Genomic DNA, 20,399 nt, shown 5'->3' with positions numbered 1-20,399 from the left:
CGATTATGAGCGAGCTTCAGTTGCGCCAGTCGATCATCGACCATTGCCTTCACATGAACGCCATCGGCCTTAACCAGGGAACCTCCGGCAATATCAGCGTGCGCCATGGCGACACGATGCTGGTCACGCCCTCGGCCATTCCCTATGGCCAAATGACGCCGGACATGATTGTCGCCATGCCGATCAGCGGCGAATACGGCGCCTGGTCCGGGCCGAAGAAGCCCTCGGTCGAGTGGCCCTTCCACCTTGACATCATGCGAGCGCGGCCGGAGGTGGGTGCGGTCGTGCATACGCACGCGATGTTCTCGACGATTCTCGCCATCGCGCGGAAGCCGATCCCGGCTTGCCATTACATGATTGCCGCCTTCGGCGGTCACGATGTCCGGGTGGCGGACTACGCCCGCTATGGCACCACGACGCTTTCCGAAAATGTGCTGAAGGCGATCGAAGACCGATCGGCCTGTTTGATGGCGAACCACGGCATGATCGCGACGGGCCCCAGCCTCGAAAAGGCAATGTGGGCGGCGGTCGAGCTCGAGACGATCGCCAAGCAATATTACCACACGCTCTTGATCGGCGGGCCGGTGATCCTGCCGGACCAGGAGATCGCCGGCGTCATCGAGGGCTTTGCCAGCTACGGCCTGCAGAGCAAGCCCGAGGGCGCCGCAGCCGCATGACAAGGAGGACAGGAGACAAGCATGTGAGTACCGAAACCGGGACATACGATCTTTTCGTCATCGGCGGCGGCATCAACGGTGCGGGCATTGCGCGCGACGCGGCGGGGCGAGGGCTATCGGTTCTTCTTTGCGAGAAGGACGACCTGGCGCAGGGCACCAGTTCGCGCTCGGGAAAGCTGGTGCATGGGGGCCTGCGCTATCTTGAATATTACGAGTTCCGGCTGGTGCGCGAGGCGCTGATCGAGCGTGAAGTGCTGCTTGAAACCGCTCCGCACATCATCTGGCCGATGCGCTTCGTGCTGCCGCACAATCCGGCCGACCGGCCAGCCTGGCTGGTCCGCCTCGGCCTCTTTCTCTACGATCACCTTGGTGGCCGCAAGCGCCTGCCGGGGACGCGGACGCTCAACTTACGCACGGCGCCTGAAGGCGCTGCGATCAAGCCGGGCTATGGCAAGGCTTTCGAATATTCCGATTGTTGGGTGGATGATGCCCGGCTCGTGGTGCTGAACGCGCTCGATGCAGCGAACAAGGGTGCCCGGGTCCTGACCCGCACCGCCTGCAGCAGCATTCGCCGCCGCGGGGGTCTCTGGCACGTCGAGATGACGGACACGCAAACCGGGACCAGGACGGAGGTCAAGGCGCGCTGCGTGGTGAACACGGCCGGCCCCTGGGTCAATGACGTGATCGGCCGCATCGCCGGGCTGAACTCGCACCGCAGCGTTCGCCTCGTCAAGGGCAGCCATATCGTCGTGCCGAAATTCTGGGAGGGAAGGCACGCCTATCTCGTCCAGAATCCCGACAAGCGCGTGATCTTCATCAATCCCTACCAGAACGATCTGGCGCTGATCGGCACCACCGACATCCCCTATGAGGGACGGCCGGAGGACGTGGCGGCCGACGGCAACGAAATCAGCTATTTGCTGAAATCGGTGAACCGCTATTTCAAGCAGCAGCTCACCGAAGACGACATCCTTCACAGCTTCTCCGGTGTGCGCCCGCTCTATGACGACAACGCCGAAAATCCCTCGGCGGTGACGCGCGACTATATTTTCGAGCTGGATGCCGCGAATGGAGAGGCGCCGCTGCTATCCGTGTTCGGCGGAAAGATCACCACGTTCCGCAAGCTTTCCGAACATGCGCTGGAGCGGCTAAAACCCTTCTTCCCGAAGATGGGGAGCGCCTGGACGGCGCGTGCCCAGCTGCCGGGCGGCGACATGGCCGACGCCGATTTCGACCAATTCCTCGCGGATATGCGCGCCCGTTGCCACTGGCTGCCCGCCGATCTCGCCAAGCATTATGCGCGGCTCTACGGCACCCGGACGTATGAGCTGATTGGCGCCGCGACGTCGCTCGAGGATCTGGGCGTGAGTTTCAGTCGGCTCTTCTATGAACGGGAAGCCCGCTTTCTCATCGAGAACGAATGGGCGCGCACGGCGGAAGACCTGATCGAACGCCGCACGAAGCACGGCCTGCATATGAGTGCGGCGGAGAAGCGGGCATTCACCGGCTGGATCGAACGCCAGCAGGCGGCCGCGTGAGAAAGGAGCAGGCGATGTTGCGAAGCTCCGAATTCGAAGCGCTTCTGGATCTCTCGGCGCGCGTCGGCGCAGATCCAGAGCTTGTCCAGGGGGCGGGCGGCAACACCTCGATCAAGGAAGGCGGCACGCTCTGGATCAAGGCCTCGGGCCTCTGGCTTGCCCATGCCCGCACGCGCGACGTCATGGTGCCGGTCGCGCTCGATCCGTTGCTCGACGCCCTGGAACGGGACGATCCCGCAACCGAGAAGGCCCAGGATTTCGTGATCACGGAGCTCAATCCTTCCGGCTTGCGGCCGTCGATCGAGACGACGGTTCATGCGCTGATGCCGCAAAAGGTGGTGATCCATGTGCATTGCGTCGAGACGATCGCGTCTGCGGTGCAGACCGATGCTGCGGCGATCGCCGCGGAAAGGCTTCAGGGCATCCCCTATGCTTTCGTGCCCTATGCCAGGCCCGGTCTGCCGCTCGCCAAAGCGATAGCCGAGCGGATCGATGAGGATACATCGGTGCTGGTCCTAGGCAATCATGGGCTTGCCGTTGCCGCCGAGACGGTCGAGGACGCGGCGTGGCTTCTCGCTGAGGTGTCCCGCCGCTTTGCGTCGCCTGCGCGCAAGGCAGCGGCTCCCGATCTTGCCGCGCTCGGGCGCCTTGCGCTCAACAGCGCCTATCGGCTGCCTGATGACGGAAGGCTGCATGATGCCGCCACGGATCTCGAAAGCTGCAAGATCGCCGCGGGCGGAAGTCTCTACCCGGACCATGTGATCTTTCTCGGCAAGGGCTCCGTCATCGGCGCTCCGGGGGACAGCGCTCTCTCGCTGGAGAAGGGATTTCGCGATGCCGGCCAGAACCTTCCGCCGGTTCTTCTCTTCCCGGGCAAGGGGGTTCTGGTGCTCAAGGAGATTACCGCCGGCGCGCTTGCCATGGCGCGCTGCCTTTCGGACGTGACGGCGCGCATTCCGGCGGGCGCACGGCTACGCTATCTCACTGATGCGGAAAACGCCGAGCTCCTTGGTTGGGATGCGGAGAAATATCGCCAGCAGTTGAATCTCGCCGGGCAGGTGCTGCAATGAGCGGGGAAAGCGCGCTCGTTATCGGTATCGATATCGGCACGTCGGGTGCCCGCGCGGTCGCGATGAACGAGGCCGGCGAGATCGTCGCGTCCGGTGCTGCCAAGCTTAGCGCCTTTTCCGATGATCATCGCGATCCGCTCGCCTGGTGGAAGGCGCTGCAGGCGACGCTTGGCGATGTGCTTGTGGCAATCGATCCCATTCGGGTGCGGGCGATCAGCATCGACGGTACGTCCGGTACCATGCTGCCGGTTGCCGCCGACGGCGCGCCGCTCGCCACGCCGCTGATGTATAACGATCCGGTCGCGGACCGCGCTGTCCTGGACGGCATCGCTACGCATGCCCCGAAGGAGAGCGCCGCGCATGGCGCGACCTCGGGCCTCGCAAAGCTTCTCACGTTCCAGGCGCTGCCGGGCGTCTTCCGTGTCATCCACCAGGCGGATTGGCTGGCCGGGCATTTCACCGGTCTTTATGACGTTTCCGACGAGAACAACACGCTGAAGACCGGCTATGACCCGGTGTCCCGTTCCTGGCCTGACTGGATCGAGCGGACGGGCGCGCGCGTCGATCTGCTGCCGGACGTTCTGGCGGCGGGTGCGCCTGTCGCAACGATTTCGCCCGCTGCTGCCGACGCCTTCGGCCTGTCGAGCGATGTTGTCGTCGTCGCGGGTACGACGGACGGTTGCGCCTCGTTTCTTGCAACGGGGGCCGACAGGCCGGGCGATGGCGTCAGCGCGCTTGGCACGACATTGACGGTGAAGATGCTGTCCGACCGGCCGCTGTTTGCCCCGGAATACGGGCTCTACAGTCACCGGATCGGCGACATGTGGCTTGCGGGCGGCGCCTCCAATACCGGTGGCGCTGTACTTGCGGCGCATTTCACTGCCGAGCGGATAGCTGAACTCTCGCTTCGGATCGATCCGGAGACAGCTACCGGGCTCGATTATTATCCGCTGACGAAGCCGGGCGAGCGCTTCCCTATCGCCGATCCTGAGCTCATGCCGCGCATGAAGCCGCGCCCGGCGGACGACGCGGAATTCCTGAAAGCGATCTTCGAGGGGATCGCGAGTGTCGAACATCTCGCCTATCAACGGCTGGTATCGCTCGGCGGTCCCGCTCTTCGTTCGGTCCGCACCGTCGGCGGCGGCGCGAAGAACCCGGGCTGGGCGGCCATCCGCGCGCGGAAGCTCGCGGTCCCGTTCCTGCCCGTCCTTTCGGAGGAGGCGGCAGCCGGCGCGGCGCGCCTTGCTCTTTCCGGGGCGAGGGAGGCGGGTGTCTTATGAGCGGTTACCGGGCGATATCCGGCATCTCGGCGATCGCTGACGCCTATGATGCGTTTCTCGTCGACCAGTTCGGTGTGCTCAGGGACGGGCGCGAACCGTATCCCGCTGCTCCTGAGACGCTGGTCCGCCTGAAGCAGGCAGGCAAGCGGATCATCATTCTTTCCAATTCGGGCAAACGCTCGGCGGAAAACAACCGCCGTCTCGCAGAGCTCGGCTTCGAGGTCGGAAGCTGGGATTGGGTACTGACCTCGGGCGAGGTCGCCTGGCGGATGCTCAGCCGGGAAGACGAACAGCAGCGCGGCGCGCCACGCAAATGCCTGCTGATCAGCCGGGACGGCGATCTCTCGCCGCTCACGGGTCTGAATCTCACTCGGACCGAGAGCGGCGAGGATGCCGAAATCGTGCTTCTGGCGGCGAGCGAAGGCGATGTCCATTCGCTTGCCCATTACGAAAATCTGCTCGGCCCGGCCGCCCGGCGCGGCGTTCCGTGCCTCTGCACCAATCCGGACAAGGTGATGCTGACGAAGACGGGCCATGCCTTTGGGGCCGGGCGGATTGGCGAGCTCTATGAGGAACTCGGCGGAAGCGTGCGCTGGATCGGCAAGCCGTTTCCAGACATCTACGACTTCGCTCTGGATTTTCTCGGCCGACCCGATCCGTCGCGCGTCTGCGCCATCGGCGACAGCGTCGAGCATGATGTTGCCGGAGCGGCCGCGGCGGGGCTTGGCTCGGTGCTGGTGACGACGGGCATTCTGGAGCGGCAGTCGGAAGAGGAACGCCGGCAGCTCTTCGTCAAACACGGTGCCACGCCGGATTTCATCCTCCCGAAATTTCTCTGGTAACAAGGAACTCAGGCCATGGCCTTCACGCTGTCGCTCAACACCAATCCTCTCGTCAATCGTTTTGCCGAGCCGGATGACCTGATCGACACGATCGCGGAGAAGATCCGTATCGGCCACGTGCAACTCACCCATGAATTCGTCAATCCCGGCTGGCCGGCGGCGACGATCAACAAGACGATCCGGCAGTTCCGCACGGCGCTTGCCCGGACAGGCGTGAAGATCACCTCCGGGATGACCGGACCCTATGGCCGGCTCAACCATTTCGGCCATCCGGACCAGGATGTCCGTCGCTACTATATCGACTGGTTCAAGACCTTCGCCGACATCTCAGCCGAACTCGGCGCATCCGGCATCGGCACGCAATTCGCGATTCTCACGCTCAGAGATTATGACGATCCGGTGCGCCGCGAAGAGCTGGTGGCGATCGCCATCGAATGCTGGCGGGAGGTCGCCGAGCACGCGAGGGCCGCCGGTCTTTCCTATCTCTTCTGGGAGCCGATGTCGGTCGGCCGCGAGTTCGGCCACACGATCGAGGCGTGCAGGGCGCTCGACCGCCGGCTGGCGGCGGCCGAACTGCCGGTTCCGATGAAGATGATGGTCGATATCGACCATGGCGACGTCACGTCGCCGAATGCGGCCGATATCGATCCCTACGCCTGGGCCGAGGCCTTTCCGAAGCAGTCGCCGATCATCCACATCAAACAGTCATCGATGAACAAGGGTGGCCACTGGCCCTTCACCGCTGCCTACAACAAGGAAGGCCGGATCACCCCGGAACGCCTTATCGACGCCATCGGGCGGGGCGGCGGAACTGACAACGAGATCTGCCTCGAACTCTCGTTCCGCGAGCGCGAGCCGACTGATCATCTGGTGGTCGAAATGATCCGCGAATCGGTGGAGTTCTGGGAGCCGCACATCGACACGGGTTTCAATCACGTTCAGAAAATCACATGACAACATAACAAAACATCATGGTTGAGTTGAAATATCACACCGATATGTTATCTTCTCTGCAGGAGTGCGGAGGCCAGCCGCACCGGACCAAGGACGGCGATGAAACCGGAAGACAGGCGAGAGGCGATCATGGACGTGCTGATGGAGGCTGGCACGGCCTCCATCGAGGATCTCGCGCTTCGCTTCGGCGTCAGCAAGATGACGGTTCACCGGGATCTCGATGATCTCGAGCAGGCTGGGTTGCTGCGCAAAGTCCATGGTGGAGCATCGATCCAGTCCAGCCCGCAATTCGAAAGCGACTTTCGGTACCGCGAAAAGATCGCGGCGGGCGAAAAGCGCCGCATTGCCGAATATGCCGCGACGCTCGTCGAGCCTGGCGGGAGCCTTATCATCGATGACAGTTCGACTGCCGGCGCGATTGCCGCCTTTCTCAAGGATATTCGCCCGCTCACCGTGATTACCAATAATCTCGGCGTCGTCACCGAGCTTTCAGGTGCGCCGGGCATCAACGTCATCGCCCTCGGCGGCCAATACAGCAAGAAGTTCAACGGCTTCTTCGGGATCATCACCGAGGAGGCGCTGCGGTCGCTTCGCGCCGACGTGGCTTTCCTCTCGAGCTCGGCGATCCAGGGTACGACGGCCTTTCACCAGGACCAGGAGGTCGTCCAGACCAAACGGCAGATGGTGAAAGCCGCCACGCGCAAATACTTGCTCGTGGATCACGAGAAATTCGGGCGAGCAGCACTGCATTTCCTGACGGATCTCGATGCTTTCGATGCGGTCCTGACCGGCAGTGAGGTTTCGGACGAGCACGCGGCGGCGCTTAGCGAAGCCGGCGTCAAGCTGGTCAGGGTCAACAAAGAAAAGATATCGGAGAACGCATGAGCAACTCTGGGCTCTGGGTCGGCACGAGCTGGAAAATGAATAAGACGCTCGCCGAGGCGATGGCTTTCGCAGAGGGCCTCGCCGCGGCGGATGCTGAGCGTGATGCCCGCATCCAGCGCTTCGTCATTCCGCCGTTCACGGCGGTCCGGCAGGTGAAGGAGAGATTGAAGGCGACGAGCGTCAGGGTCGGCGCACAGAACATGCATTGGGAAGATGCCGGCGCCTGGACCGGCGAGATTTCGCCGGTGATGCTCAAGGACTGCAATGTCGATCTCGTCGAACTCGGCCACAGCGAGCGTCGCGAACATTTCGGCGAGACAGACCGGACCGTCGGGCTGAAAACGGCGGCAGCGGTGCAGCACGGTCTCGTTCCGCTGATTTGCATCGGTGAGACGCTCGCCGAACGGGAAGCGGGGGAGGCGGACGCAGTGTTGCGGCGCCAGGTCGAGGGGGCGTTCGCCTTTCTCGAAGGGGCGGCCAAGACCGCGCCGATCCTGCTCGCCTACGAGCCGGTCTGGGCGATCGGCGTCAATGGAATTCCGGCGACGGCTGACTATGCCGATGCCCGGCACAAGCTGATTGGCGAAGTCGCCAAGGAGACGGTCGGCGTGACCGTGCCTGTGCTCTACGGCGGCAGCGTCAATCCTCAGAACTGCGAGGAACTGATCGTCCAGCCCCATATCGACGGCCTCTTCATCGGCCGTTCCGCATGGGACGTCAGCGGCTACCTCGACATTTTGCAGCGTGTCGCCGGGGCGATCTGACCTGTTAGCGGCCAAGGTTTTGAACAAGAGCGGAAGGAAAAACTCATGAAAATCGCCATCGGAGCTGACAGTGCAGGCAAGCCCTTGCTCGACGTCATTGCCGCGCATCTTGCCACCAGAAGCGACCTCGAAGTGAGGGATCTGAGCCAAGCCGGCTATTATGCCGACCTGTCGCAAAACCTGGCGCAGACGATCACCGCCGGCGAGAACGACCGCGGCATCCTCATCTGCGGCACCGGCATCGGCGTCTGCATCTCGGCCAACAAAGTGCCAGGCATACGTGCGGCGCTGACGCATGACACCTATTCTGCCGAGCGGGCGGCAAAGTCCAACAATGCGCAGATCATCACCATGGGCGCGCGTGTGATCGGGCCGGAACTGGCGAAGTCGATCGTCGATACCTGGCTCGCCTCCGAGTTCGATCCGAACGGCCCATCGGCCGCCAATGTGCAGGCGATCGATCGGCTGGACACGGGCAAGTAAGGAGACCCGTTTCCGCGGCGCACGTTGATCCTCCCTCGCGCGTTTGCGGCGAGACGCCCGGCAGCAATGCCGGGTGTTTTCGTTTGTCGGGTGACCGGAAACCGCATCTTGACGGAGTTTCGGCAAACATTTGAAGATAATCGTCTTTCAAGCGGGATCACCTCATGTCCGAAACCACACAACCAAAGCCGCAATCGGGAGCCCACCACCTGTCCAGGATGAGCGGGCGCGATCCGCACGAGGGACACCGCGCAGCGACGCCGCTCGAATTGCTTTTCGATCTGACGTTCGTCATTGCCTTCAGCCTGGCTGCTGCGCAACTCGCGCACCTTCTGGCGGAGGGGCATTTTAAGGCCGGGCTGATCGGCTTCGGCTTTGCCAGCTTTGCGATCTGCTGGGCCTGGGTAAATTTCTCCTGGTTCGCATCCGCCTACGATACGGACGATTGGGTATTTCGCTGCGTGACGATGGTGCAAATGGCAGGGGTGCTGATCCTCGCAATCGGCCTGCCGCCGATGTTTGAATCGATCGATAAAGGCGAACATCTCAACACCGCTATCATGGTGCTCGGCTATGTGGTGATGCGCGTCGCCATGGTATTTCAATGGTTGCGAGCAGCACGGCAAGACCCGCTGCGCCGCAAGGCCTGCACGACCTATGCGACGGCTGTCTCCATCGCCCAGGTTGGTTGGATCATCCTGATCTTCATCGATTTCTCGCTGCTCGTGACCCTTGCTTTCGTCGTGGTGCTGACGGCGGTGGAAATGACGGGGCCGGTGATCGCCGAATCATTGCAGGGAGGAACACCCTGGCATGCCCACCATATCGCCGAGCGCTACAGCCTGCTCGCCATTATCGCTCTCGGCGAAGGCGTGGTCGGGACGGTTGCCTCGGTTACGGCCGTTGTCGAAGGGCACGGCTGGAACCTTGACGTGGCTCTTGTCTGCATCGCCGGAACGGGACTGACCTTCGGCATGTGGTGGATCTATTTCATGCTTCCGAGCGCGGAGATCCTCCACCGGTTTCGCGAACGCTGCTTTGTCTGGGGCTATGGGCACATACCGATCTTCGCCGCGATCGTTGCGACCGGTGCGGGTCTGCATGTTGCCGCCTACTACATCGAGCACAAGGCGCATATTTCCTCGGTGGCAACGGTGGTGACGGTTGCCCTTCCCGCAGCGACCTACATAGCGCTGATCTACGTGATGTACGCCTATCTGTTGCGCCGTGCGGACCGCCTCCATATCTGGCTTCTGGCTGGGACGGCGTTCGTGCTGGCCGCATCCGTTGCCGCGGCCATGGCGGGCATTCCCATGGCGGTATGCCTCATCATCCTGATGCTGGCGCCGGTCGTGACGATCGTCGGCTATGAAGTTGCGGGCCACCGGCACCGGGCGCGGGCTTTGGAGCATGCGCTCGGGGAGAAGCAGTGAGCGGATCAGCGTCCCGTCTCTGCTCGTTGATTGTTGCATCGGATCAGGCGCTTGGCCGGTCTTTCCGGTAATCCGATTCAGCTTCTTCACAAGGTGATTCAGTTCTTCGGCGCGCGCTGTCACCACTTCCTGCTGAGCTTCAGTGTGACCGTCCGGCTTTCACCGTAGCCGCAGGTCGACAGGCCCTGGCATCCCTTGACATATTCCTTGTCGAAGAGGTTGGCGACGTTGAGCGACGCGCTCCAGTCGTTCCTTTCATAGCGGACGGCGGCATCCACCAGCGTCGCGGCCGGCACTTTCTCCGTGTTCGCCGCGTCGGCCCAGGACTCGCCCTGGTATCTGACGCCGGCGCCGAGGCTCACGCCTTCGAATGCTCCGCTCGGAACGGTATAGTCGAGCCACAGCGACGCCTGCGTTTCGGGAACGATGACCGGCGACTTGCCGATCAGGCTTCGGTCGAGATCTTTCGTGACTTCGAGATCCGTATGGGCGAAGGCGCCGATCACCGTCCAGTCCGCGCTTATGTTGACCTTGCCTTCGAGCTCGATACCGGTGGAGCGGACTTCGCCGAGCTGCGCATTGACGAATGAACCGGGCACGGCAACCGAGACGTTCTGTTTGGTAATCTGGAAGAGGGATGCGGTGAACAGGCCATCGATAAAGGACGGTGCGTATTTCACGCCGGCTTCGTACTGGTAGCCCTCTTCGGGTTCGAACCCGGCCATCTTCGCCGGGTTCGTGGGGTCCGCGGGATCGGTCGTCCGCGTGCCGACAAGCGGATTGAAGAAGGTGGCGGCGCTGACATAGGGCGTCACCCCGTTCTCGAATTCGTAAGCAAGGCCGGCGCGCCCGCTCAAGGCACCGTCGTGCGATTTGTAGCTCGTTCCGACAGCAGCGTCGGAATCTGTGTCGACGTAGTCGTAGCGGCCATTGAGCGTGACGAGCCAGCCGCCACCGAAGCGGATCTGGTCCTGAACGTAGACACCGAGCTGCTGTTGCGTGAGGATCTGATCGAGATAAACGAAGTTCGCGCCCTGCGGCACGCCATAGGCGGGATTTGTCGCGCTGATCGGCGTCGCGCCGCAGCAGGCCTGTATGTGATCGAGCCTGTAATACTTATAGTCGAGGCCCGTGAGGAACGCGTGGCTCGTGCCGCCGAGGTCGAACTCTTTCTCCGCGCGATTGTCGATCGAAAAGGTATCGACCTTCGACGTCGCCTCGAAACCGATGCGGTTCAGCAGGTAGTCGGGTCCCGTCGGCGTGCCGCCAACGTAGCCGTAGGTATAGGGGCCCTGCTCATGCTTGTGGAGGTGGGCATAACGGGCGTTCTGAGTGAAGGTCCAGCCGCTTTCAAACTCGTGTTTAGCTTCGTAACCGATCATCTGTTGGGCGTAGGTTCCCTCGTCGAGATCGGGTTCGCCGTAGAAAGCGTCGCGATCGATCTTGCCGAACGGGGCGTCGACCACCGTTCCGACATAAGGCAGGAAGCCGTTGCCGACCCGCACTTGGTCAAGCCCCTGCAGCAGGCCATAGACGGTGAGGCTGGTTGCGTCGTGGGGCGCGTAGGTCACCTGCGGCAGGATAAAGCCACGCAGGTCTTCGGAAAAATCCGAGTAATTGTCGCCGCCGGCGATCTTGCCGGTCAGACGATAGCGCACCGTGCCATCATCAGTCAGCGTGTCGTTGACATCGAAGCCGGTAAAGGCGTTGCCGTCGCTGTTGATGCCGATCTCCGTATAATAGAGAGGCTCGTCCAGCGGCCGCTTGCTGATCAGGTTGACGATTCCGCCCGGATTGGCGCCGCCGTAGAGCACGGAGGCGGGGCCCTTCAGCACTTCTACCCGCTCCAGCATGAAGGGGTCGATCTGAAAGTTGCCGAAGCCCTGGCTGAAGAGCGTCAGGCCATCGAGGAAGACGCCGGTCTGCGTCGCGTCGAAACCACGGATGTAAAACCAGTCCGTGTCGGGATCAGTCCCGAAGGGCTCCGTCGTTACGCCGGGCGTATAGCGTAGCGCTTCATCGATCTTGTTGACGACGCCACGGTCTTCCAGTTCCTGGCGGCCGATCACCGACACCGATTGGGGAATGTCGGTGAGAGGCGTAGCCGTTTTCGATCCGGTCCCGGTTGCCTCGGCGACATAGCCGTCTATAGGCCCGGTGGCGCTTGCCGCACTGCCGCCCTCGACCACCAGCGTGTCAAGTTCGGTCGCGCCGCCATCTTGAGCGAGTGCCGCTCCAGACAGGATCAACGCCGCGAGGGCCACGCCGCTTGCTACGGTATGTTTGCTTAATCGGAACCGATTTAAGGATAAAAACATGCAGCCATGCAAAGTGCTACAGCGACCTTTGTGCGTCTGAAAAGACGCACGGCGCTGTAGATGATCCTTCAAGCATGGTCCATTTCCACTGCATCGCATCTTATCGTTGCCCCGATCCAGCCGCGCGTTCTTCTCCCCGCGGAACGCAACCGGCTATCCACTTCGATAAGATGAGTGCTTATATCAACTATTCCGGCATCGCTTGTCGGGATCGGTGGAAATTGAACGATCCTGGGCAAAGTTGCGCGTTGCAACACGGCAATATTCCCTCGGGGTTCGTCAGGACACTCGGCTCTTTCTCCACAGTGCCGGCGTGATGCCGACGATCTTGCGGAAGACACGGGTGAAATGCGCCTGGTCGGAAAAACCCGTCTCCGCCGCAACGGCCGTCAGCGACATGCCGTTCTGGCGCAAGAGCTGCTTGGCGCGAACGACCCGCGCATTCATCTGCCATTGATGCGGCGCGACTCCTGTGGAGGCCTTGAAGGCATGGCTGAAGTGGGATTGCGAGAGGCCGGTGAGGCCCGCGAGTTCCTCGAGCCGGACGTTCCGGGCGCTGTTTTCCTCGATGAAGTCGACCGCGCGGCGCAATTGCCAGCCCGCCAATTGGCTGCGTTTGCGCGGCTTGCTCTTGCCGATCTTCATCAGGTCGATAAAGAACGCCTGCGTCAGCCCGTCGCCATAGAGATCATGGCGCGGCTGAGGATTGAGGCATTCGGCGGCGATCAGCTCGGCGAGCCCGAGAAAACGCTGATCCTGAAACATGAGTCGGGGTGTTGCGAACCGGCTAGGCTCAAGATCTTCCATCAGACGGCGGCTGAGCGCGTCGAGGTTAAAATGCAGATCGAGATGGCGGATATATTGGACGCCCACGAGGTCAGCCCAGATTTCGGTTCCACCGGGTATGTAGGAGAGGGCGCGCCGATGCTCATTTTGAACTTCGGCTTTGCCCTTCGCTGCAAGTCTGATGTCACAATGGCCTGCACCCTTGGCGTCAAGCACGATGAACATGCGCGGGTCTTCTGAAACATAATAGCCGCCGGCGTGCGGATCGCATTTAACGTCCCACACATCTGCGATGATGCCGTTCCACTCACGGCGATGCAGGCCGCCTATGACAGAAAAACCGCTGATCTTGTTTTGCATGCGCGGCTGAAATGTCATTGTCGCGTTCCCGGGAGGGCGCCGTTCTCGGGCGCCCGGATGCAGCCGTAAATCTTTCAGTTTATAGTCAAGTTTATTACCGCAGCCCCCGTGAATTTTCAACAAGGGAAACCAATGCAGGAGGGCACGGCCGGTGCCGGCCGTGCCCTCCTGCATGTTCTGCTTATAAAAATGTGCTTAGGCGTCGATCAGCGCCAGCTTGGCGCGCGCATCGAGGAGCTGGGCACAGGCGTTTGCGGCTTCCTCACCCTTGACGACGAAATGATCGCGGAAGAAGGCGATCAGCGGTTCGCTTTCCTGAAAGTTGTGTGGCGTCAGCACAGCGGAGAGCACCGGCACGCCGCTGTCGAGTTGCACGCGCATCATGCCATCGAGCACCGTGCCAGCGACGAAGTCATGGCGATAGATGCCGCCATTGACGACGAAGGCCGTTCCGAGGATCGCCGAATAGCGGCCGCTCCTGGCGAGGCTCTGTGCGTGAAGCGGAATTTCGAGCGCACCGGGAACGTCGAAGATTTCGACATCGGCCGCATTGCCGCCGAGTTTTATCCATTGTGCAACGAAAGCATCGACGCACTGGTCGACGATATCGGCGTGCCACCGGGCGCGAATAACGGCGATCCTGGTGGAGGGGTGGGAAAGAATGGTCATGGTCTCAAGCCTTTCAGGGTTGGCGTTTTTCCAATGATCCCGTCGGGCGAACATGCATGCGCGAAAGCCCCGGGCAGGGCGTCGTTGCTGCTTGCTCTCTTCCATCCGGACTGTGACCGTCGGCTCCGGATTTCGACCGGATCTGCTGACCTTCGCACGAAATGCGAAGCGCTCGCGGGCTTCGACCACGGACCATTTTCGACCCTGTGTTCGCTACCGCCGGTGGGGAATTTCACCCCGCCCTGAGAACGCGTGCGACTATATAGATCGCGCCCGCGCGGTCAAACGCGCGCAGCGACGGAAAAGCGAGAAATCACGACAGATTTTTCCAGGAAAAGGCGTGATCCGGGACAAATCGTTCCGGCGACGGACCACGTCTATTCGCGGATGACGAGCAGGTCCTTGGCGGCGAAGCGGAGCGTGACGGTCTCGCCGGCAACGGGCGGGGTCATGCCTGGGTCGTTGAACATGTCGAACGAGATGATGTCGTCGCCGATCCGCAGCTTGGTGCGTATGACGGAGCCGAGGAAGCTCCTCGAGACGACTTCGCCTGGGAGCGCGGTATCGCCCCTGGCGCCCTCGGCGATTGAGCCCGCCTCCGGCCGCAGCGCCAGCGAAATGCTGTCGCCGCCCTTGAAACCGGCGATAGGCTCTTTCAGCGAAATGCGGTGGCCGCCGATCGTGACTGCGCCGGTGGCGGGGTCCGCCACCTTGCCTTCGATGATGTTGAGGGTGCCGACGAAAGAGGCGACGAAGCGGTTTGCCGGCGTGTTGTAGATCTCGAAGGGAGTGCCGATCTGGTCGGCGCGGCCAGCATTCATGACGACGATTCGGTCGGAGATCGACAGTGCCTCCTCCTGGTCGTGCGTCACGAAGACGGTGGTGATGCCGAGCTGCTGCTGGATCTGCCGGATCTCTTCACGCAGCGAAACGCGTATCTTCGCGTCAAGTGCGGAGAGTGGCTCGTCTAGCAGCAGCACTTGCGGCTTGACCGCAAGCGCGCGGGCAAGCGCCACGCGTTGCTGCTGGCCGCCGGACAATTGATAGGGGAAGCGGTCCGCCAAATGCGCGAGCTTGATGAGCCCGAGCATCTGCTTCACCCGTTTATCAATCTCCGTTTTGGAATTGCCCGCGACCTTGAGGCCGAAAGCAACATTGTCATGCACGTTCATGTTCGGGAAAAGCGCATAGGCCTGGAACACCATGCCGATGTTGCGCTGATTCGGTTTCAGCCTACCCTGGTCCTTGCCGTCGATGATGATCGACCCGCCGGAGGGCGTCTCGAAACCGGCGATCATCCGCAGGATGGTGGTCTTGCCGCAGCCGGACGGCCCGAGAAAGGAAACGAACTCGCCTTTGTCGATGCCCATGTCGAAATTATGCACGACCTGAACCGGCCCGAAGGATTTCTGGATACTCGTCAGTTTCAGGAACGCCATGTGATCAAGCCTTGGCCGGAGCGGATTTCTGGATGCGGGAGACAAGCTGGATCAGTCCCATGCTGAGCCAAGTGATGGCAAATGCGATCACGGCAAGCGCCGAAGGCTCGTAGGCCTTGTTGGCGCCGACGAGCTGCAGATAGGGGCCGAAGGCCGGTCGGTTGAGCAGCGCCGCCATGGTGAACTCGCCCATGACGATCGCGAAGGTGATGAAGGAGCCGGAAAGAACGCCGCTCATCACGTTGGGGAAGATGCAGCGGAAGAGGATCGTCGGCCATTTGGCGCCGAGGCTCTCGGCGGCCTCCGTCAACGTTCTGACATCGATAGCCCGCATCGCGGTATCGACGGCGCGGTACATGTAGGGAAGCGACAGCGTCATGTAGGAAAACATCAGAAGCGCGTTGGTGCCGGAGGTCGAGCCGGTCAGCGGCAGCAGCGATGAGGAATTATAGAGCCGCAGATAGCCGAAGACGATGACGATTGCCGGGATGACGAGCGGCAGAAGCGTGATGAATTCGACGACGGGACGCACCTGTGGCAGGCGCAGCCGCACCCAGTATGCCGTCGGTACCACGAGCAGCATGCCGAAGACGATCGTCAGCAGCGCCATCACTATCGAATAGCCGAACGTCTCTCGGAACTGAATGTCGGAGAAGACGGAACGGTAGGCGTCGAAGGAATATTCACCACGGCGCATGCGCAGCGAGAATTCCAGCGTACCGAGCAGCGGGACGATGAAGTAGCTCGCTCCGATGGCGATGGCGATCCAGGCGCCGAGGCGTTGTGCTTTCATTTCTGCCACCGTTCGGCGCGCATCCGCAGCCAGATGTAGAGAATATTGGAAATGCCGGTGATGACGATCATCCCGAGCGCAAGTGCATAACCGAGGTTCGGATTGTGCAGGACGTCGCCGCGGATCTGCGCATAGAGGAGGATCGGAACGATGTTGAGCGAACTGCCGGTCAATGCATAGGCAGTCGCGATCGCGCCGAAGGCGTTGGCGAAAAGCAGGAGCGTCGTGCCGAGCAGGCTTGGCCAGAGAATCGGCAGCGCCACCATACGCCAGTACTGCCAGGTCGAGGCGCCGAGGATTTCGGCGGCCTCGCGCCATTCCTTTTTCATGCCGTCGAGCGCCGGCGTCAGGATCAGCACCATCAGCGGTATCTGGAAATACATGTAGGTAATGGTGAGGCCGAAAAAGCTTAGGAGATTGAAGCCGGTCGAATAGAGATTGAAGCCGAACCACTCGCGCAGGAAAACGGTGACGAGACCGGTGCGGCCGAGCGTTGCCAAAAAGGCGAAGGCGAGCGGTACGCCGGCGAAGTTCGATGCGACGCCGGAGAAGGTGAGGAGGCCGGAACGGACCCAACTCGGCACGCCGCCGAGCACGATCGCCCAGGCGAGAAAGAAGCCGATCACCGCGCCGCCGAGCGAGGAGGCGACCGATACCCGGATCGAGATCCAATAGGCACTGATGATCGAGGGCGTGAAGAGATCGCCGATGTTCTTGAAGGTGAACTCACCCTCGGGTGTCAGAAAGGCGCCGGTGACGAGATAGAGCGTCGGAACGACCAGGAACATCAGCGCGAAAATCATGAAAGGTGCGATGCCGAGCCAGTCGATGATCGTTCGTTTGCTGATCAGAGGTGCTGTTGCTGTCGTCGTTGTCATGAAGGCTTTCGGCTGTCCCAGCGTCGAGAAGGCTGAGCCTCCCCGCCCGGACGGCGGGCGGGGAGGCGATGGCGAGGCTACTGTACGTTGGCGCCGACGACGCTATCCCACTTGGTGGTGATCGCCTCCTTGCCGGCGGCCTGCTCTTCGAGCGTCGGGAAAACGGCCTTCTCATAGGATGCGGCAGGCGGCAGCTTGTCGAGCATTTCCTGCGGAACCTTGCCGTTCTTGACGAGATCGTTGAAGCGGATCGGGTGGCAATAGCCCTTCAGCCAGCCAAGCTGGCCTTCGTCCGAATAGAGATATTCCATCCAGAGCTTGGCGGCGTTCGGATGCGGGGCAAAGGCCGAGATCGCCTGGACGTAGACGCCGGCGACGACGCCGGAGGCCGGAACGACGACTTCGACCGGCGGGTTGCCGTTCAAGCTGTCGCGCCAGGAGAGGCCGTTGTAATCCCAGGCGATGATGATCGGCGTCGAGCCCTGGGCGAGCGAGGCGGACTTGCCGATGACCGGGACGAAGTTACCGGCCTTGTTGACTTCGGCAAAGAAGGCGAGGCCCGCTTCGCCGGCCTTGACCGGATCCTTTTCGCCGGCTGCAAGCCCGGCGGCATAGACGGCCTGCACAGCCTGGTTCGAGGCGCGCGGATCGCCCGCGAGCGCGACCGAGTTCGCATAGTCCGACTTCTTGAGGTCGGCCCAGTCCTTCGGCACTTCTTTGACGATGTCGGTGTTCACGACGAAGGAAAGAACACCGTAGTAATCGCCGTACCAATAGCCATCGGCATCCTTGGCGCTATCCGGGATCGTGTCCCAGGTCGAGACCTTGTAGGGCTGGATCAGCCCCTCGGCCTTGGCCGAGGGGCCGAAGGAGAGGCCGACGTCGATCACGTCCGGCGCCTGCGGGCCGGTATTGCCCTTGTTGGCCTTGATCGCCTCGATCTCGTCACCGGAGCCTGCGTCCGGGTTCAGCTCGTTGACTTCGAGGCCGTACTTCGCCTTGAAGCCGGCGATCACGTCGCCATAGCCGCACCAGCTGTGCGGCAGCGCGATCGTGGTCAGCGTGCCTTCCTTCTTGGCGGCTGCGATGAGCTCTTCGCTCGGCTCGGCAGCGGCGAGGGCCGTCGTTGTCAGCAGCATGGCGGTCGAGAGCGAGAGCAGGCGTTGAGTCTTTGAAATCACTGGTGTTCTCCTTGTGGGTTTTCAGTCAATTTCGGCGATGCTGTTAAAGAGATGCGATGAAACTTGTGTGACAGGCCATGTCCCGTTCGCGGCCGAGATGTCGGCTTCGGGATGGTCCGTCTTCCAAGGCACGCGCGGTCCGGATTTTGCGCCTCCTAACAGTCTCTATTTGCACTCGAGTTCCGGCCGGATCCTCCTAGACCGGCTTGCGGAATATGCGCGTCGAATCGAACAGACCTTCGAGCGTCTTCATTCGATCCCGGGTTTCATCCCAATTCGAGCTCTGCACGGCTTCGATCAGCGCCTCGACCAGGAAGAGCAGCACGACCGAACTGTCCCAGGCGGAGGGCACTTCGATCTGCGCGCGAAAAACCTTGGAAGAGGACTTGGCGACGGGCGAGCCCCATTGGTCGGTGAAGAGGATGATTTCGACGCCGCGATTGCGGGCGAAGCGGGCGAGCGTTTCCATCTCCTGCTCGTAGCGGCGGATATCGAACAGGATCAGGACATCGCCCTGCTTCATGTCGAGCACGTAATGCGGCCAGGAACTCGGATTGGCGGCGATCTGCGTGACGCCGGTGCGGATGACCTGCAGATGGGTGAAGAGATAATCGGCCATCGAGCGGGTGATGCGCCCGCCAACGAGATAGATGTTGCGCCTGCGATCGGCGATGAGGGCCGCCGCCGCATCGAATTCGCGCGGTTCGATCTGCGCCAGCGTCGCGCGCATATTGCCCATCACCGCGTCGGCGAAGCGATTGAGCGTATGCGTGCCGGGCGCGCTTGCCGCCCAGCGGTCATGCTTGGCGATCGGGTTGGAAAGCGTCGCCTCGAGTTCCTGGTGGAGCCTCGCCTGAAAGTCCGGAAATCCGCGGAAGCCCAGCTTCTGCACCATCCGCGCGACTGTCGGCGTCGAAACGCCGGCATTCTCGGCGACTGTGGTGATGGAGCCGAGGCCGGAGACCGGGTAGTTGTCGAGAAGTGTCTCCGCCAATTGCTTTTCGGCGCGCGTCAACGCGGCGAAATGTGCGTTGATCACATCCGACACTGTCATCGATGCCGTGTTGCTGCTCAATGTCGCGCCCCTTAGCTGGTCTTCGCCAGCTTGTAACGAATTAAACATCGCTGTCACAATTGGAGTCAATCGCAATTTTGAAGAGATCGTTTCAGATTCTGATTGACACCTGCTGATTCCTGAAGAATTCTTTTCACAATGTCGTCTGCCGAGGCAGCAGGGAGCCGGTTTTGACGGGACTTTTGACGCAGGCGGAAGGTGATCCGGTCGCCATCGAGAATGCGGACGCGAAGGGGCCGTTCGTTTTCGTCTGCGAGCATGCGTCGCGCCGCTTGCCGGAGCGACTGGGAACGCTGGGGCTTTCGCCGGAGGCACTGGAGAGCCACATCGCCTGGGATCCGGGCGCGCTTGCGGTCGCCAAGCGTCTCACCGAGAAACTCGACGGCACACTCATCCATCAGCGCTTTTCACGCCTCGCCTATGATTGCAACAGGCCGCCGGAGTCCGATGCGGCGACGCCTGCCATGAGCGAAGTCTACGAGGTGCCGGGCAACAGAACGATGTCCGCCGCCGAGCGCCAGGCGCGCGTGGATGAACTCTATCTACCGTTTCACGATGCCGTGGCGCAGTTCGTCAGCGACCGCAAGGCCGCGGGCAGGCGGCCCGTGCTCGTGACCATGCACAGCTTCACGCCGGTCTATTTCGGCAAGCCGCGCGCGGTTGAAATCGGCATCCTGCACGATGCCGACAGCCGGCTCGCCGATCGCATGCTTGCGGTCGCGACGACCGGAGAGGTCGCTTATGACATCCGCCGCAACGAGCCCTACGGGCCTGCCGACGGGGTGACGCATAGCCTGATTGAATATGGCATCCGCTATGGATTGCCGAACGTGATGATCGAGATCAGAAACGATCTCATTCGGGATGAGGTCAGCCAAAGGGTCATGGCTGATTATCTGGAAGGCCTGCTCGCCAAAGGCGTAGCCGCCCTTCCGGCAAAATAAAAGACCTGGGGAGCGGCGAAGCCGCGGGTC

The 20,399-nt window shown here is 61.8% G+C and carries 19 protein-coding genes and 1 riboswitch; of the genes, 11 read left to right on the top strand and 8 right to left on the bottom strand.

Going from position 1 to position 20,399, the window contains the following annotated elements; genetic code table 11:
- Window positions 1-5: 5 nt before the first annotated feature.
- The 10 genes from PYH37_RS23525 to PYH37_RS23480 all read left to right on the top strand — a co-directional run bounded on the left by PYH37_RS23525 (window position 6) and on the right by PYH37_RS23480 (window position 9,926).
- A complete protein-coding gene (locus PYH37_RS23525) occupies window positions 6-677 on the top strand; it encodes a class II aldolase/adducin family protein (RefSeq protein ID WP_280733851.1) in 672 nt (223 codons plus the stop codon).
- Entirely contained in the window at window positions 674-2,215 is a 1,542-nt protein-coding gene (locus tag PYH37_RS23520) for a glycerol-3-phosphate dehydrogenase (RefSeq protein WP_280733849.1), read from the top strand. The genes PYH37_RS23525 and PYH37_RS23520 overlap by 4 nt, the downstream gene beginning before the upstream one ends.
- Window positions 2,216-2,229: 14 nt before the next feature.
- Window positions 2,230-3,285, top strand: a complete 1,056-nt coding sequence (locus PYH37_RS23515) for a class II aldolase/adducin family protein (protein ID WP_280733848.1) — start codon at window positions 2,230-2,232, stop codon at window positions 3,283-3,285.
- Entirely contained in the window at window positions 3,282-4,565 is a 1,284-nt protein-coding gene (locus PYH37_RS23510) for an FGGY-family carbohydrate kinase (protein ID WP_280733847.1), read from the top strand. Before PYH37_RS23515 ends, PYH37_RS23510 begins: the two co-directional genes overlap by 4 nt.
- Window positions 4,562-5,407 carry a TIGR01459 family HAD-type hydrolase gene (locus tag PYH37_RS23505; RefSeq protein ID WP_280733846.1) on the top strand — a complete coding sequence of 282 codons (846 nt, stop codon included), beginning with the start codon at window positions 4,562-4,564 and terminating at the stop codon, window positions 5,405-5,407. Before PYH37_RS23510 ends, PYH37_RS23505 begins: the two co-directional genes overlap by 4 nt.
- A gap of 15 nt (window positions 5,408-5,422) precedes the next feature.
- Window positions 5,423-6,361, top strand: coding sequence for a sugar phosphate isomerase/epimerase family protein (locus PYH37_RS23500; protein ID WP_280733845.1), 939 nt, complete (start codon window positions 5,423-5,425; stop codon window positions 6,359-6,361).
- Between the two features lie 99 nt (window positions 6,362-6,460).
- Window positions 6,461-7,246, top strand: coding sequence for a DeoR/GlpR family DNA-binding transcription regulator (locus PYH37_RS23495; RefSeq protein WP_280733844.1), 786 nt, complete (start codon window positions 6,461-6,463; stop codon window positions 7,244-7,246).
- The gene (locus tag PYH37_RS23490; RefSeq protein WP_280733842.1) at window positions 7,243-8,010 is read left to right on the top strand and encodes a triose-phosphate isomerase; all 768 of its coding nucleotides are present in this window, start codon (window positions 7,243-7,245) and stop codon (window positions 8,008-8,010) included. Before PYH37_RS23495 ends, PYH37_RS23490 begins: the two co-directional genes overlap by 4 nt.
- Before the next feature lie 45 nt (window positions 8,011-8,055).
- A complete protein-coding gene (derI, locus tag PYH37_RS23485) occupies window positions 8,056-8,493 on the top strand; it encodes a D-erythrulose-4-phosphate isomerase (RefSeq protein WP_280733840.1) in 438 nt (145 codons plus the stop codon).
- 164 nt (window positions 8,494-8,657) lie between these two features.
- Window positions 8,658-9,926, top strand: a complete 1,269-nt coding sequence (locus PYH37_RS23480) for a low temperature requirement protein A (protein ID WP_280733839.1) — start codon at window positions 8,658-8,660, stop codon at window positions 9,924-9,926.
- A gap of 119 nt (window positions 9,927-10,045) precedes the next feature.
- Here the strand turns inward: PYH37_RS23480 and PYH37_RS23475 are convergent, their stop codons facing one another.
- The 8 genes from PYH37_RS23475 to PYH37_RS23440 form a co-directional block, all read right to left on the bottom strand.
- A complete protein-coding gene (locus tag PYH37_RS23475; protein WP_280733837.1) occupies window positions 10,046-12,244 on the bottom strand; it encodes a TonB-dependent siderophore receptor in 2,199 nt (732 codons plus the stop codon).
- 279 nt (window positions 12,245-12,523) lie between these two features.
- Window positions 12,524-13,408, bottom strand: coding sequence for a helix-turn-helix domain-containing protein (locus PYH37_RS23470; protein WP_280733836.1), 885 nt, complete (start codon window positions 13,406-13,408; stop codon window positions 12,524-12,526).
- A 177-nt stretch (window positions 13,409-13,585) separates the two neighbouring features.
- Complete coding sequence (locus PYH37_RS23465; protein ID WP_280733835.1) at window positions 13,586-14,059, bottom strand: 6,7-dimethyl-8-ribityllumazine synthase; 474 nt, start codon at window positions 14,057-14,059, stop codon at window positions 13,586-13,588.
- An 89-nt stretch (window positions 14,060-14,148) separates the two neighbouring features.
- A riboswitch (FMN riboswitch) is annotated at window positions 14,149-14,313 on the bottom strand.
- A gap of 123 nt (window positions 14,314-14,436) precedes the next feature.
- Window positions 14,437-15,498 carry an ABC transporter ATP-binding protein gene (locus PYH37_RS23460; protein ID WP_280733834.1) on the bottom strand — a complete coding sequence of 354 codons (1,062 nt, stop codon included), beginning with the start codon at window positions 15,496-15,498 and terminating at the stop codon, window positions 14,437-14,439.
- Between the two features lie 4 nt (window positions 15,499-15,502).
- Complete coding sequence (locus PYH37_RS23455) at window positions 15,503-16,291, bottom strand: ABC transporter permease (protein WP_280733833.1); 789 nt, start codon at window positions 16,289-16,291, stop codon at window positions 15,503-15,505.
- The gene (locus PYH37_RS23450; protein WP_280733832.1) at window positions 16,288-17,169 is read right to left on the bottom strand and encodes an ABC transporter permease; all 882 of its coding nucleotides are present in this window, start codon (window positions 17,167-17,169) and stop codon (window positions 16,288-16,290) included. The genes PYH37_RS23455 and PYH37_RS23450 overlap by 4 nt, the downstream gene beginning before the upstream one ends.
- Before the next feature lie 77 nt (window positions 17,170-17,246).
- Window positions 17,247-18,350: an ABC transporter substrate-binding protein gene (locus tag PYH37_RS23445; RefSeq protein WP_280733831.1), complete on the bottom strand. Its 1,104-nt coding sequence runs from the start codon at window positions 18,348-18,350 to the stop codon at window positions 17,247-17,249.
- A gap of 196 nt (window positions 18,351-18,546) precedes the next feature.
- Entirely contained in the window at window positions 18,547-19,425 is an 879-nt protein-coding gene (locus PYH37_RS23440; protein WP_280733830.1) for a MurR/RpiR family transcriptional regulator, read from the bottom strand.
- Window positions 19,426-19,595: 170 nt separating this feature from the next.
- Here PYH37_RS23440 and PYH37_RS23435 point away from each other — a divergent pair, with 170 nt between their 5' ends.
- Complete coding sequence (locus PYH37_RS23435; protein WP_280733829.1) at window positions 19,596-20,369, top strand: N-formylglutamate amidohydrolase; 774 nt, start codon at window positions 19,596-19,598, stop codon at window positions 20,367-20,369.
- Window positions 20,370-20,399: the final 30 nt, after the last annotated feature.

This window comes from Sinorhizobium numidicum (genome assembly GCF_029892045.1).
In the GTDB taxonomy this organism is placed as follows: domain Bacteria; phylum Pseudomonadota; class Alphaproteobacteria; order Rhizobiales; family Rhizobiaceae; genus Sinorhizobium; species Sinorhizobium numidicum.
The sequence above is the reverse complement of the archived record's forward strand: the minus strand, read 5'-3'. Positions and strand labels throughout refer to the sequence as shown.